Raw genomic sequence first — 15,381 nt, forward strand, 5'->3', positions numbered from 1 at the left:
GCGGTATATCTTGAGGCTAAAAATTGGAACAAAATTAATGATTGTGTTTATTTTAATTACGTTAATACCAACTGTATTTTTAGGTACTTTTGCGTATAGAAGTACCTTTAACGCACTGGAAAATGGTGAAATCGAAAAGTTTAATATTTTGCTTGATGGAATTGTATCCAATACTAGGACAACATTAAAGGATACGGAGTTTTTATTAAAAAACCTTTCATCCAATACTTCGTTTACATCTATGCTAGAGAACTATAACGAAAACGGAAGGATAGATAACCCAGATCTTTTAAAAGAGACAAATAATATGTTAAGAAAAATTTACGTAGACTCTATGGGATACTATGAAAGTGTATTTATAGTTGCTAGGGACGGATCAACCGTAGCTGATAGCTTAGGAAGAACAGGCTATAGCTTAGGAGTAAATGATTTATCTTTTATTCAAAAATCTATTCAAAACAAATCCTTTCAAATTAGTGATATTTACTTCTCTAAATTAAGTCAAACTAATGTCGGTGTTCCAACCCTATCAATGGCGTACCCAATAATGCATCAAACGGGGCAGGTTTTAGGGGCTATAGCTATAACTCTTGATTTTAGTCAATTTGATAAGGTAGTAAAGAATACTAAAATAGGCCAGTCAGGTTATGGTTTTATGCTAAATAGTGTAGGTGAAATAATTAGCCACCCTGATGGAACTATTTTATTAAAGAAAGCCGAAGATCAAGTAACAACTACAGTATTAAATGATGTAAAGGATGAAGTTAAGGGGTATGGTCAGCTTAAGTTAGGAAATTCTTACTGGAGTTATTTCTATTATGCAGTTCCATCTACAGACTGGATTATTGCATTTACGTTGCCGGAAGAAGAGTATCTATATGTAGCCAATAGTATTGGTAAAAACACATTGTTAATTATAGGGATGTGTGTAGCGTTATCATTAGTGGCTGCGTTGTTATTTAATAAGCAGTTTACTAAAAATATAAAAGAATTAGTTTTAGTGTTAGATAATTTAGCTAGGGGAGACTATTCTACATATTCTCAATCTGAATCTAAGGATGAATTTGGCTATTTATCTGAGAGAGTAAACTATATGATTGATTCCCAAAGAGATATTTTACTGAAGTTAGTTTCAACATCATCCTCTTTACATGATGCAAAGACAAATATGGTTACAACTACTAAATCAGGAGAGGAGCAGATGGAAGAAATAGCTGCTACTGCACAACAATTTTTATCAACTGCAGAGGAAAATAAAATAGTTGTGAAAAAGATTGATGAATCCATAGAAAAGGTTATTTCTCAGGCACAAATGGTGGAAAATATAAGTCAAATGGCAGTAAGTGAAAGTCAAAGGGCCCATAACTCCATAGAAAGTGGACTCCTTGCTACGGAAACTGCATTAAATATGATGTTTCAAATAGATGATTCTATTGAAAATACAGCAAAGGATGTTTTAACTCTTGTAGAGGATTCAAAAAAAATTAATGAATTTCTCGAGTATATTAGAACTATTGCTAGAGGTACAAATCTATTGGCATTAAACGCTACAATTGAAGCCGCTAGAGCAGGTGAACATGGAAGAGGATTTGCTGTTGTGGCGGAAGAGGTTAGAAAGTTATCTCAGCAAAGTAATGAGGCAGCTGAAGAAGTTGCAAAAACAGTTAGTAATATACTTCGAAAGATTAATGAAGTAAATGAAAAGATAAAGATTACTCAACAAAATTCTATAGAAGGACGAAAGGCTTCTACTAATGTAAAGGAAAGCTTTAGGCATATAATAACATCAATAGATAAAGTATCTGAAATGATTAATAAAACCAGTGAATCCGTTAGAATCCAAGTAGAAGATACTCATAATGTTACAAAGGAAATGAGTAGTATAGAGGATATGATACAATATACCCTTTTAGGGGCTAGGCAAATTGCAGAAGGCACATCGAGTCAGGCTCATACGATGACTAATATCAATGATATTGCTAATGAACTTCAACAAATCTCTGTAGAATTGGGTGCTATAGCATCCCAGTTTAAACTAGGAGAAGTTTCGAATACTGAGGAGTGTGATAGCAAATTAGGTTTGTTAACAGATAGTTGTGAAAATGAGCAATATAATAATTATAATGAAGAAACTGAAAGTGGGTCAGCCATTGAAAATGATACTGAAATAAATATCGATGAAACTGAAGGTCTAATTGATAAGGACAGCAGCCAAAATGACCAATACATTAATTGCGTCGAAAATGAGAGCGGGTCAGATATTGAAGACATTTCTAAAGTAAATATTGGGGGAACTGAAGCACATACTGATGGGGAAGAAGACTTTACTCTTGGGGAAATGAGTAGAGTAATTGAAGAGAGTAAGATTATTCAAAGCAGTGATGAGGAAGAGGTAGTTGAAGAAATGTTATTTGACAGTGAAAATCCATTAAATAAAACTATCGCTTAACATAAACTTAACAATTCATTAACAGTGGCTTAACCAACATATAGGAGTTAAGCAATATAATTAGTTTGTAAACAAGTTTAAAAATAAGCAATCAAAAACTGAAAGGGGATCAATATGAAAAAAATAGCTTTAATTCTTGTAGTATTAATGGTAGCGTCATTAGCTCTAGTAGGATGTGGAGGAAAGCAACAAACTAACGAACAAACAAACAATAACCAAAACAGTGACATTGATTTTAGCAAACTAATTCAGGCTAGGGGTTCAGATACAATGGTTAACTTAGGGCAAATGTGGGCTGAGGAATTCATGGACAAATATCCAGAAGCTCAACTTGCTGTAACTGGTGGTGGATCTGGAACAGGAATCGCTGCTATGATTAACGGAACAATTGATATTGCTTTATCATCAAGATCAATTAAAGAAAAAGAAGTTGCTGATGCAAAAGCAAATGGAATTGAACCAGTAGAGTTTGTAACTGGTAGAGATGGTATTGCAATCGCAGTTAGCAAAGATAATCCAGTTCAAGAACTTTCAATGGATGATCTTAAGGCGATCTTTACAGGTGAGAAAACAAACTGGAAAGATTTCGGTGGAGAAGATGCACCAATAACACTTTACTCAAGAGAGTCTAACTCTGGAACATATGCATTCTTTAAAGAATTCGTTTTAAAAGATGAAGAGTACGCAACACACTCAAACTTAATGCCATCAACACAAGCTATTGTTGAAGCAATCAAACAAGACAAAAATGGTATCGGTTATATTGGATTAGCATATTTAAATGACCCAGCTATAGTAGGTGTTCCAGTTAAAAAAGATGAAGGGTCAACAGCTTACAAACCATCATTAGAGACAATTCAAGCAGGACAATACCCAGTAGCAAGACCATTATTCTTATACACTAATGGACAACCAGAGGGAGCAATCAAAGCATTTATGGATTTTGTAATGGGTGCTGAAGGACAAAAAATAGTACAAGAAATTGGATTTATTCCAGCAAAATAATTAACTCTAATATAGTGCTTTACAACATGATAGCGGGTAGTTGAAGAACTATCCGCCATGTCTTTTTTTCTATGGGGATAGATAAAAAGAGATAGGACAAATTTTTAGCTTTAAATTTTTATGTTAACTATTGCTCAATGGATTTATATAGATGAGAGGTGTGTTTTATGAAGGAAGCGGTTGGAAAAGTAGAAAGAGTAGAACACAGTAAGAATATAAAAAAGGGAATTAAAAATAGAGTAGGGGAATTTTTAATAGAAAATTTAATTTTTGTATTAGGAATCACTTCTGTACTAATAATAGCGTTAATTTTCATGTTTTTACTAAGAACAGGTCTACGTGTATTTTTAGACGTAAGTCCTAAGGAATTCTTTTTAGGTAAGTATTGGTTTCCTGTATCTAAAAATCCACAATATGGTATATTGCCAATTGTAGCGGGATCACTAATGGTTACACTGGGAGCTATCCTTATTTCCGTCCCCATAGGTGTAGGTAGTGCCATTTTCATTTCGGAAGTGGCACCACCGAAAACCAAGACGGCATTAAAGGTAATTATAGAGTTTTTATCTGCAATACCATCAGTTGTACTAGGCTTTTTGGGGATTGTAGTACTATCGAATTGGGTAAGAATCTCCTTTTCTTTAACTTCAGGATTTACGGTTCTTACGGGTTCAATTTTAGTTTCTTTAATGGCTATGCCAACTATTATTAGTATATCCGATGACGCAATAAGGTCTTTACCTGAAGAGTATAAAGAGGCATCTTTAGCACTGGGTGCGACTAAATGGGAAACAATAAGATATGTTTTAATACCTGCTGCATCCTCAGGTATTATTGCGGCTGTTATGCTTGGAATAGGAAGAGCAATTGGCGAAACGATGACTGTAATGATGGTAACGGGTAACGCAGCCCAAATTCCGAATTCATTTTTAGTGTCGGGAAGAACAATGACTGCAACTATTGCTGCAGAAATGGGTGATACGGTTAGAGGTGGCACTCACTATCATGCACTATTTGCAGTTGGTATTGTGTTGCTGTCTATGACTACAGTTATAAACTTAATCGCCGATTTTGTGCTTTCTAGAGCTAAGAGGGAGGCAAGATAATGGTTAATCAAAATAAAAAGAATATAGAACAGAAATTAGCATTTTCTATTTTAGGATTAGCAATGTTACTTGTTATAATTCCAACAGTGCTAATAATAGGATTTATTATATATAAGGGTATTGGCGCAATTAGTATTGAGTTTATTACGGCTATGCCTAGAAGAGGTATGACACAGGGAGGAATTTTCCCTGCCATAGTAGGTACCTTATACTTGGTATCAGGTACTTTAGCAGTGGCTCTTCCGTTAGGAATTGGGTCCGCAATATATCTTACGGAGTATGCAAAAAAAGGTAAGGTTTTAAAAATAGTTAGATTAGCAATTTTAAACCTAGCAGGTGTTCCATCTGTAGTCTATGGTTTATTTGGTTTAGGGCTATTCGTATTATTTTTACAGTTTGGGCAGTCCATTATAGCTGGGGCTTTAACACTAGCCTGCTTAATACTACCAGTAATAATTACAGCATCAGAGGAAGCCTTAAAAAGTGTACCCCAAAGCTATAGGGAGGCATCCTTAGCATTAGGGGCTACAAAGTGGCAAACTGTTAGAAGTGTTGTATTACCACATGCGATGCCTGGTATTTTAACAGGTGCTATATTAGGTATAGGTAGAGCTGCTGGGGAAACTGCACCTATATTATTAACGGTTGTTGCATTTTTCTTACCGAGACTTCCAAAATCAGTGCTTGATCAGGTTATGGCATTACCATACCATTTATATATAATATCCACACAGATTCCAAATATGCCAGAAGAAATAAAATATGGTACTGCATTAGTGCTACTTGGAATAGTATCAATATTCTTTATTATAGCTACAGTAATTAGAATTAAGTTTAAAATCTCTAAAAAGGCTTAAGTTAAATTAGGAGGGAAAAGATGAATAAAATATCCGTTAAAGACTTAAATTTATTTTACGGTGATTTTCAGGCACTTAAAAATATATCCTTAGACATTGAAGATAAAAAAGTAACTGCATTAATCGGTTCTTCAGGATGTGGAAAGTCAACTTTTTTAAGGACTTTAAATAGAATGAATGATTTAATTGATGGCGTAAAAATAGAAGGAAAAATAGCCTTAGAGGACGAAGATATATATGAGTCTGATATTGATGCGGTAGCTTTAAGAAGAAGAATAGGTATGGTTTTTCAAAAACCAAACCCATTTCCAAAATCAATATATGAAAATGTTGCATATGGGCCAAAAAGACATGGTATAAAAAATAAGAAGCAATTGGATGAGATAGTTGAGACTAGCTTACGTGAAGCGGCTCTTTGGGATGAAGTAAAAGATAGGTTAAATAAATCGGCTTTAGGTCTTTCGGGGGGACAACAGCAAAGACTTTGTATTGCTAGAGCACTTGCTATGAAGCCAGAGGTACTTCTAATGGATGAGCCAACATCTGCACTTGATCCAATTGCTACAGCTAAAATAGAAGATTTAATTTTTGAGCTTAAGAAAAACTATACTATAGTTATTGTAACTCATTCTATGCAACAGGCTGCAAGGATATCAGATGAAACTGCGTTCTTTCTAATGGGTGATCTTATTGAGTCTGGTAAAACTCAAAAAATATTTACCACACCTTTAGATAAGAGAACAGAGGATTATATTACAGGAAGGTTTGGATAAAACTAAGGGGGTATACTATGAGAAGTCAATTTAACAATCAATTAAAGGATTTAAATGTAAAGCTAATAAAAATGGGAGCTATGGTTCAAGAAATTATTGAAATGACAATAAAATCTCTAACAACTTTAGATCTAGATTTAGCCAAAGAAGTAGTTGTTTTTGATGATAAAATAGATGAATTAGAGTTAGAGATAGAGATGGAATGTATGAGACTATTAGCCCTTCAGCAACCAATGGCCAGAGATTTAAGAGTTATAGGGACGATTATGAAAATAATAACAGACTTAGAAAGAATGGGCGATAATGCTGTAAATATATCAAAAGAAACTTTAAAAATATGTGAAGATAAACTAATAAAGCCTTTAGTGGATATACCTCGAATGGCTAAGCTTTCTGAGGCTATGGTAATAAAATGCTTAGATGCATTTATGAAAGAGGATATAGAAATGGCTCTAGAAGTGGCTCAAGATGACGACGCCGTTGATGAAATATATGAAAGAATCTATTTTGAATTAATAGAAATGATGATTGAGGATCCGTCTATTATACAGCAGGCCACTAGATTACTATTTATAGGTAGATATCTAGAGAGAATTGCTGATCATGCAACAAATATTGGAGAAAGAATTATCTATATGGTTACTGGGGAGTTAAAGGAAATTAACTAATATAACAAATCAAACTATATATTGGAATTTCTTAGATAAAAAATATAAAAAAACCCGTTTTAAAAAACGGGTTTTTGTGATATTCTATTTTCAGGGAAAATACTTGGAGGTGGAATGAATATGGACAAAAAACAAATTGTAGCAATTATTTTAATGCCTTTATTAGCTATTGGTATCCTGTTTGGTGCTTCAGCACTAAATCCTGAGGCCCAGGCTGAGTTTTATGAAGGAGTTGGCAAAGGATATTATGGAGATATAAAGGTTAGAGTAGGAGTAGTAGAAGATAAAATCCACAGTATTGAAATAGTTGAAATTAGCGATACGCCTGGTTTTGGAGATAGTGCAGCTCAAACAGTAGCAGGAAGAATTATTGAAGCACAATCTACAGAAGTTGATATAGTATCTGGGGCGACTTTATCAAGTCGTGGAACAATAGAAGCGGTTAACAATGCTTTAGAAAATGTTGAAAAATAAATAATGTAAAAATAAATGGGAACCTTATAAAATAGGTTCTTTATTTTTTTATATATAATTTTGTAAAATAAACCAAATTATCGTATAATATTTTTCGGAGGTGTTTTTAAGAATGATTATAAAAAGTCAAAAAGACAATTCAAGAAACATTGTTGTTGATGCCCTGGTGTTAGGGATATACGAAGATGTTAAAAGTGTAAGAGAAGATTTACAAATACTAGATGAAAAAATTGGTAATGCTATACAAAGTTTAATTAGAGATGAAGAATTTAAAGGTAAAAATAGCGAGCTAACTGTTATACATACTTTAGGAAAAATACCTGCAAAAAAAATAATTTTAGTAGGATTAGGAAAAACAAAGGATTTCAATGATGACACAGTACGAAAAGTTGCTGCTACAGCAATAAGGGCTGCAAATAAATCTAAGTGTAAAACTGTTGCCTTTGATTTATTAAATGGTATAACAAACTTAGAGATTAAAAAATCATCCCAATGTATTTGTGAAGGTTCTTTACTTGGATTATATAGTTTTAATAAATATAAAACAAACAATGAAAATAAACAGGCATATGTAAATGAAATATATATACTTACAAATGAAGATAACAATAAAATAGAAGAGGGTATTTTAGTAGGCGAAGCCTTAGCTAAAGGTACTATTTTAGCAAGGGATTTAGTGAATGAGCCGGCAAACCATTTAACACCAACCGAAATGGCGAATATAGCTAATAAAGTTGCAAAGGATAATGGATTTGAAATTGAAATTTTAGAGAGAGAAGACTTAGATAGATTGGGCATGGGATGCTTCGTTGCAGTAACTCAAGGTACAGAGCAACCACCAAAACTTGTAGTATTAAAATATAATGGTGGTAAGAAGGATGATGAGGTATTGGCATTAGTAGGAAAAGGGTTAACCTTTGATTCTGGTGGAATATCTATAAAGCCGAGTGCAGGAATGGAAGAAATGAAAGGGGATATGGCAGGAGCAGCGGCTGTTCTTGGTGCTATGCACACTATTGGTAAGCTTAAGCCAAAGATTAATGTTATTGCAGTATTAGGTCTTTGTGAAAATATGCCTTCGGGTAGAGCTATAAAGCCAGGGGATGTAGTGACTTCCATGGCTGGTAAAACCGTAGAGATTATTAATACAGATGCTGAGGGAAGATTAGTATTAGCTGATTGCATGGGTTATGCTAAAAAATTAGGAGCTACAAAGATTGTTGATTTAGCAACTTTAACTGGAGCATGTTTAGTAGCCCTTGGAACAACTACAACAGCTTTAATTACTAATAATGAAGAATGGATGGGACAGTTAGTTAAGGCAGCCAATGAAGCTAATGAAATGGTTTGGCAATTACCTTCATACCCTGAATATGGCGAATTAATAAAGAGTAGCATTGCTGATTTAAAAAATACTGGTGGTAGATACGCAGGTACAATAACTGCAGGATTATTTATCGGAGAATTTGCTGGAGAAACACCATGGGTACATATGGATATTGCTGGAACTGCTTGGTCTGCTAAAGAAGCAGGCTATAGCGCAAAGGGCGGAACTGGAGTGGCAGTAAGAACACTTTATTACCTAGCAAGAAACTTAGAAAACTAAAATTTAATTATATAGCTTAAAAAACAAACAGTCTTCGTTAAGAAGGCTGTTTTGTCGTTTAAGAAGTAATAGAGAGAGTATAACAAAGTACTGAATTAGTTATATTAGATATGTGGGCATAGAAATGGAGGTTTATTTTTATGAATGATATTAAAGAAATGTATGATCTAGTTGTTAAGGCACATGAAAATTTGTACGATTACTGGTTAAAAAATATTCTATTTACTTGGCAGTGGTGGATAGGTGTCCTATTAACTATACTACCATGGGCTATATGGATAAAATATAGGAGAAAAGAAAGTACTACTAGATTACTATTTGCTGGTACTGTTACAATAATTATTACTTATTTTCTAGATCTTATAGGTACTATCTTGGGACTTTGGTATTATAAATGGAAGGTTATACCTTTAATACCTACATATATGCCCTGGGATTATACTTTATTTCCTGTTTCAATAATGTTTTTTTTGCAAGTTAAACCTAATGCAAGTAAGTATACTAAATCTTTTATATTTTCAATTATGAGTGTAGGGTTTGAAAAACTTTTTGTCTGGTTAGACTTTTATAAAGAAGTTAGATGGAGATCATTGTATTCCTTTCCAATATATATAGTTATATACTTGATTGTGGATTGCGTTGTGAGACAGAATTACTATAAAGAATTGAAAGAGTAAGCAATAATATTCCTACGAGGTGAGTTTTATGGACTATTTTCATTTTATAATTGCAATAGTTTCAGTTATTTTTTGTTATATATTTGGTGCTTGGCAGCATTGGGAAAAATACTATGCCACAATCTTATTCTTTATACTTGGAGATTTAATTTATAATATTGTTTTTTCAAAGAAGTTACTTTGGAAATATAATAGCAAAGCTTTGAATCACTCCTTAATAAATCTATTAGTGGCATTCACCGTATACCCATCTACGGTGCTAGTATATTTTGCTTTTTATCCTGACACCTTATTGTTTAGAGTGGTATATATACTTATTTGGACATTTGCTTATACTATTGTAGAGTATGTCGGTTTAAAACTAAAATATTTTGAGCATCAATATGGTTGGAACACAATCGCTACTATTATTTTTAATATGGGTATATTTATAATTCTTCCATTACATCAGATTAAACCGCCTTATGCTTGGACTATGTCTTTAGTAGGGTTGATATTTACTTTGAAATTATATGAAGTAAATGTTTTAAAGCTAGATTAGATAGTTAATTGCTCAATACCTATATTATTTTAAATTTCTAGAATTGCATTTCTTTTTAAATCTCTTCTTTGGCTTTCAAAATAGCCTCTTTCACTTGCTCTACTGAAGGTAATCTACCTGATATATAGATTTTGTTGTTTATTTTAAGAGTAGGTGGGGAAAGGATACCCTCGTTAAGTATAGATTGAATATCATTGATAACCTCAAAATCTACTTTTATTTGTAGCTCTTCTAAGGCTCGTATTAATATATTTTCAAGCTTTCCACCCTTGCAACAAACAACTTCAAATATTTTAATATTCATATTTAATCACCTCTTTTACTTTTATCTATATTATATCCATATAAATTATTATGTATATGCATAGGGATATAAAATTATGCACAATGGTTTGTAAAAGTTCATATTATATATTACGATAGGTGTTCCATAAAACAGTATTATTCAAAAGAGTAGGGGGTAGAGGGGTTGAATAATTCAGTAGAACTTTATATTAAAGTATATGATGTATTAAATAAAGAAGTTAAACAAATGGAACTAGAAGAGTTAATAAAGGAGTTAGTAGCAGCAACAATGCCACTAACTTTTCATATAGAAAGTTTAAAAAGCCAAGCTGTTATTATGCGAACAAATATTATGAGACAAATGAAAATATATGGGGGGAAAGGTGTAGGAAAAGGTATTGGGGCAGATATATCTACAGACTATTATCCTAATCTTATGCCGTTAGAATCCTATAATGAAGTATGGGGAAAAGATTATTTTAATAATTTAGAAATATTAAATAGGGTTACAGAGGAGACTGAAGCCCAAGTGATTTTTTTGCAAGATAAATTAATCGAAGCTAGATTTCATCCTGTTTGTGGCGGGTCTACAGAAAATAGTGAGAATGTAGATGGGAATATAGTTAATTATCTGCGAAAAGTATTATGTAATTACTGTAAAGAAGCAGTATATTATAAGGAGTATAAGGATATTACATTAGACGAGATAGAAAAAAAGCTTGGTGTCAGATTTATTAAAACATTACCTATTAAAAACATGGCTATCGAAGAAATGTTTGATAATATTACGAGGGATGAAGAGGGTAGAGTAGTGAAGTTAAGTATAGCTGGGAAAGAGTTTAGTGGAAAAGAAGTAATGGAACTGCTAGAACTAAACTCCACAAGATTTAGTTGGAGACCTGAAAAAATTAGATTTTATACACGAGGAAAAGGTGATGGTCTAGGTTTGTGTTTATACGGCTCAAACGAAATGGCCTGTAGAGGCAAGAAATACGATGAAATAATTAAATACTACTATACTGGAGTTAGTATAGAAAAAATTGAAAAAGTAAGCATAAATTGCCCTCTTAAAGGTAAAGATATAGTAATTGATCCAGGACATGGCGGAGATAATTGTAGTGATTATAGAAGTAGTACTGGACATAGAGAAAAAGATATTTGTTTAGACATATGCAACTTACTCAAGGAAAGTTTAGAAAGCTTAGGGGCTAAGGTCTATATGACAAGAAGTGAGGATGTAAATGTTCCCTTAAGTGAAAGAGCCTATTATGCTAACAAAATTCAGCCTCAGTTTTTTCTGACTATTCATCAAAACTATTATAGTGAACCGAGTATTTCTGGTGCTGAAATATATTATTATCGTGGAGATATCGAAGCAATGCTACTTGGTCAGAAAATAATGGAACAAATTAATAATAGAGTAGGTCTAATTAATAGAGGAGTAAGGCCTGCAGATTTTTATTTGTTAAGAGATGTTAAGGTAAGTTCATTGCATATAGAATTAGGCTACTTATCTAATGATAATGACTTAAAATTGTTAACTGATGATATGACTAAGAAGGATTTAGCTGAATCTATTGCAAAAGGGTTGTTGAGCTACTATCTATAGGTTTGAAAAAACTGTAGAATTGAGTCGGAAATATTTTTTTGTATAATTAAAATTACAATTGACAAGTTGTATTTTGTCAGTGTAAAATATAATGTTAAAACATTTGACAACCATTTCGAAATATGTTATGATTGTCTTGTGAAAGAATTGAAAGTGGGTGGTTGTTTGGCTGACAAGAGCACATTAAACGATATCAGAAAAAGTATCGAGGGTTACGTAGGATACAAGGTGACGTTAAAAGCAAACAAAGGCCGTAAAAGGGTTATGGTTCGTGAAGGAGTTATAGAAAACGCATATCCAAATATTTTCGTAGTTAAAATTGATGGTGAGTTCGATTCTATACGAAGAGTATCCTATAGTTATTCAGATGTATTGACAGAAACTGTACAATTAACAGTAAGCGATGACAATAAAAGTATAAAAGTTAGTTAATAAAAACCGCCAAAGGCGGTTTTTATTATATCTAAATGTTGATTTTGAAAAAAACTATTGGTATAATATTTATACATATTATTGCATAAATATAAGTAGTTAATAGGAGGTTTATTAATGCCAGTTAATTTAAAGGGAAGAAGCTTGCTAACATTAAAGGATTTTTCTCCTGCAGAAATTATGTATTTATTAGAATTATCAAAGGACTTAAAAATAAAGAAAAGAATGGGCTTGAAGGAAAAACTATTAGAGGGTAAAAATATAGTCCTATTATTTGAGAAAACATCTACTAGAACTAGATGTGCATTTGAAGTTGCCGCACTAGATGAAGGGGCTCACGTAACTTTTTTAGGATCCAATGATTCACAAATTGGAAAAAAGGAGTCTATTGAGGATACTGCAAAAGTTTTAGGCAGATATTATGACGGAATAGAGTTTAGAGGATATAAGCAGGAAACTGTTGAAGCATTAGCTAAACACTCTGGAGTACCTGTATGGAATGGGCTTACAGATTTATATCATCCAACTCAAATATTAGCAGATATGTTAACTATAATGGAGCATGTACATAAGCCTTTAAATAAGGTGAAGTTTACTTATGTAGGTGATGCTAGAAATAATATGGGTAACTCTCTACTAATAGGGGCTACGAAAATGGGAATGGATTTTAGAGCCGTAGCACCCAAGTCCTTATTCCCTTCAGAGGAACTAGTTAATGAAATGAAAGAGCAGGCAAAGGTTACTGGAGCTAAAATAACCCTGACTGAAGACGTAAACGAAGGAGTTAAGGATACGGATGTAATCTATACGGACGTATGGGTTTCTATGGGAGAGGAAAGTCAGTTTGAGGAAAGAATTAAGCTCTTAAGAAAATATCAGGTCGATTTGGATATGATAAAGGCAACTGAAAACCCTGGTGTAATTTTTATGCACTGCCTGCCGGCATTCCATGATTTAGAAACTTCCGTTGGACAAGAAATTTATGAAAAGTTTGGACTAAAGGAAATGGAAGTTACTGATGAAGTGTTCAGAAGTAAACATTCTGTTGTATTTGATGAGGCAGAAAATAGAATGCATACAATAAAGGCTGTTATGGTAGCTACATTATAAAAATAAAATAAAAATTTTGTACAAGAAAGAAGTGAAATTAAATTTTCACTTCTTTTTTTATGAAACAGGCATATATTTATATAGAAATTTTATAATTTCAAGAAATATTTTATAGCTTTCTAACATAAATATTTTTAAGACAAATATGATGTAGTAATAGCAAGATTCTATTTTAGAGGAGGGTATAACATGCCTGTAGAATTGGTAAAAGACATGTTTAAGGCAGAGCAACTTTTAGGTGAGAATATGGCTCAGGCGATTGTTGAAGGAGATATTATAGTTCCTGATTCAAAGCCTGATATTACAAGAATTTTAACAGTTGATGGCTCTATCTTTGTTAACAAAAAAGAAGCAAAGGATAATAACCTAGCGGTAGAGGGTACAATTTATTTTAAAATACTATACGCATCAGATAAAGGGGATGATCCACTCTATAATATGGATAGCGCAACGGAATTTAAGCAGACTATAGAAATCCCTGGTTTAACATCAAAAATGGAAAGTGATGTAGCAGTAGAAATAGAGCATGTTGATTATTCAATTAATAACGACAGAAAAATTGGTGTAAAGGCAGTAATAAATATTCTAGCTAGAGGTATTGAGGAAAAGGATATTGAAATAGCGAAAGATGTTGATGGAGTAGAGGATGTTGAGTTGTTAAAGAATACAATAAAGTATTCAACAGTGGTTGGTTCAAATTCTTCAAACACTTTAATTAAGGATGCCTTTGAATTAGATGAAGATATGGATCCTATAAAGGAAATATTGAATTGGAATGGAAAAGCTATAGCTAGAGAAGTGAAGGTGGCAGAAGGCAAGGTAATAGCTGCTGGGACTTTATTTATTGAACTTCTATACATAGCCGATGATGAAGAGTATACTCTTAATGTTCTAAAAAAAGAAATTCCATTTACACATTTTATAGAAATCCCTAAGGCTAATACTGATATGCAGTGTGCAATTAATATGAGCTTGGAAGAATTATCTACGGAATTGAAAGAAAACGTACAGGGAGTTAGAAAAATACTTGAGTTCGAAGGAATAGTAAAACTTCAAGCTAAAGTAAAAGATATTCTTGAAAAGGAATTTTTGGTTGATGCATATTCTCCAACTAAGTTTTTAAAAGTTGAAAAGACTAAGCTATCATATAATGAAGCAGTGGGAGTTAACAAAACTCAAATGCAGTTCAGAGACACTTTGCAAGTTCCTAAAACTAACCCACCAGTGATTAAAGTATTATCTGTACAAACAAAACCTATTTTGACAGACTACAATTTGTTAGGAAGTAAAGTGAATGTTGAAGGTATACTGGAAGCTGTAGTTCTTTATACGGCAGAGGATAACTTCCAACCAATTTATAGCTTTACTCAGGAGCTACCATTTAAGTATGCTATAGACATGGATAATGTAGATAGTGACGCTTCCGCTGAAGTTTCTTTAATCGTTCAAGAGGCTGAAAGTACATTAATAAATGGACAGCAAGTGGATCTTAAGGTAAATATATTAATAACCTGTGACTGCTATACTAGTAAGAGTGTAGAGGTTGTATCAGGTGTTGAAGAGCTAGATGAGATTAAAAACTTGAGCCAAAAACCGAGCTTAACAATATACTTCTATCAGAAGGGTGATTCCTTATGGAAGGTTGCAAAGAGGTATAATACAACAGTTAAGCAGCTTATGGAAACTAATAATATAGATAGCCCTGAGGATGTAAAGGCCGGGGATCATCTAATAATTGAGAAGACATATAGCTTTAAATTTTAAGTTTTCAGATTGAGTATTGAACAAT

Annotated in this window: 15 protein-coding genes; 14 read left to right on the plus strand and 1 reads right to left on the minus strand. The window is 32.9% G+C overall.

What is annotated here, in order from left to right:
• Nucleotides 1-10: 10 nt before the first annotated feature.
• From HZR23_RS05735 to HZR23_RS05780, 10 genes are all read left to right on the plus strand, one after another.
• A complete protein-coding gene (locus HZR23_RS05735; protein ID WP_132848453.1) occupies nucleotides 11-2,449 on the plus strand; it encodes a methyl-accepting chemotaxis protein in 2,439 nt (812 codons plus the stop codon).
• A 114-nt stretch (nucleotides 2,450-2,563) separates the two neighbouring features.
• A complete protein-coding gene (locus tag HZR23_RS05740; protein WP_132848452.1) occupies nucleotides 2,564-3,454 on the plus strand; it encodes a phosphate ABC transporter substrate-binding protein in 891 nt (296 codons plus the stop codon).
• Nucleotides 3,455-3,621: 167 nt separating this feature from the next.
• Nucleotides 3,622-4,560 carry a phosphate ABC transporter permease subunit PstC gene (gene pstC / locus HZR23_RS05745; RefSeq protein ID WP_132848451.1) on the plus strand — a complete coding sequence of 313 codons (939 nt, stop codon included), beginning with the start codon at nucleotides 3,622-3,624 and terminating at the stop codon, nucleotides 4,558-4,560.
• Nucleotides 4,560-5,417, plus strand: coding sequence for a phosphate ABC transporter permease PstA (gene pstA / locus HZR23_RS05750; protein WP_132848450.1), 858 nt, complete (start codon nucleotides 4,560-4,562; stop codon nucleotides 5,415-5,417). The genes pstC and pstA overlap by 1 nt, the downstream gene beginning before the upstream one ends.
• Before the next feature lie 20 nt (nucleotides 5,418-5,437).
• Nucleotides 5,438-6,190 (plus strand): phosphate ABC transporter ATP-binding protein PstB, encoded by a 753-nt coding sequence (pstB, locus tag HZR23_RS05755; protein WP_132848449.1) that lies wholly within the window; start codon nucleotides 5,438-5,440, stop codon nucleotides 6,188-6,190.
• 17 nt (nucleotides 6,191-6,207) lie between these two features.
• Nucleotides 6,208-6,858, plus strand: a complete 651-nt coding sequence (gene phoU / locus HZR23_RS05760) for a phosphate signaling complex protein PhoU (protein ID WP_132848448.1) — start codon at nucleotides 6,208-6,210, stop codon at nucleotides 6,856-6,858.
• Nucleotides 6,859-6,978: 120 nt separating this feature from the next.
• Nucleotides 6,979-7,332: an FMN-binding protein gene (locus HZR23_RS05765; RefSeq protein WP_165913679.1), complete on the plus strand. Its 354-nt coding sequence runs from the start codon at nucleotides 6,979-6,981 to the stop codon at nucleotides 7,330-7,332.
• Between the two features lie 112 nt (nucleotides 7,333-7,444).
• Nucleotides 7,445-8,938, plus strand: a complete 1,494-nt coding sequence (locus HZR23_RS05770) for a leucyl aminopeptidase (protein WP_132848446.1) — start codon at nucleotides 7,445-7,447, stop codon at nucleotides 8,936-8,938.
• 140 nt (nucleotides 8,939-9,078) lie between these two features.
• A complete protein-coding gene (locus tag HZR23_RS05775; protein ID WP_132848445.1) occupies nucleotides 9,079-9,615 on the plus strand; it encodes a CBO0543 family protein in 537 nt (178 codons plus the stop codon).
• Nucleotides 9,616-9,643: 28 nt separating this feature from the next.
• Nucleotides 9,644-10,156: a CBO0543 family protein gene (locus HZR23_RS05780; RefSeq protein WP_132848444.1), complete on the plus strand. Its 513-nt coding sequence runs from the start codon at nucleotides 9,644-9,646 to the stop codon at nucleotides 10,154-10,156.
• A gap of 55 nt (nucleotides 10,157-10,211) precedes the next feature.
• Here HZR23_RS05780 and HZR23_RS05785 read toward each other — a convergent pair whose 3' ends face one another.
• Entirely contained in the window at nucleotides 10,212-10,460 is a 249-nt protein-coding gene (locus tag HZR23_RS05785) for a thioredoxin family protein (protein WP_132848443.1), read from the minus strand.
• Between the two features lie 165 nt (nucleotides 10,461-10,625).
• Here HZR23_RS05785 and HZR23_RS05790 point away from each other — a divergent pair, with 165 nt between their 5' ends.
• The 4 genes from HZR23_RS05790 to HZR23_RS05805 all read left to right on the plus strand — a co-directional run bounded on the left by HZR23_RS05790 (nucleotide 10,626) and on the right by HZR23_RS05805 (nucleotide 15,356).
• The gene (locus tag HZR23_RS05790; RefSeq protein WP_243098220.1) at nucleotides 10,626-12,050 is read left to right on the plus strand and encodes an N-acetylmuramoyl-L-alanine amidase; all 1,425 of its coding nucleotides are present in this window, start codon (nucleotides 10,626-10,628) and stop codon (nucleotides 12,048-12,050) included.
• Nucleotides 12,051-12,215: 165 nt separating this feature from the next.
• Complete coding sequence (locus HZR23_RS05795; RefSeq protein ID WP_132848442.1) at nucleotides 12,216-12,482, plus strand: Veg family protein; 267 nt, start codon at nucleotides 12,216-12,218, stop codon at nucleotides 12,480-12,482.
• Between the two features lie 117 nt (nucleotides 12,483-12,599).
• The gene (gene argF, locus HZR23_RS05800; RefSeq protein ID WP_132848441.1) at nucleotides 12,600-13,592 is read left to right on the plus strand and encodes an ornithine carbamoyltransferase; all 993 of its coding nucleotides are present in this window, start codon (nucleotides 12,600-12,602) and stop codon (nucleotides 13,590-13,592) included.
• 189 nt (nucleotides 13,593-13,781) lie between these two features.
• On the plus strand, nucleotides 13,782-15,356 hold the full coding sequence (locus HZR23_RS05805; protein WP_132848440.1) for a DUF3794 and LysM peptidoglycan-binding domain-containing protein: 1,575 nt from the start codon (nucleotides 13,782-13,784) through the stop codon (nucleotides 15,354-15,356).
• Nucleotides 15,357-15,381: the final 25 nt, after the last annotated feature.

The organism is Serpentinicella alkaliphila, from assembly GCF_018141405.1.
GTDB lineage: Bacteria > Bacillota > Clostridia > Peptostreptococcales > Natronincolaceae > Serpentinicella > Serpentinicella alkaliphila.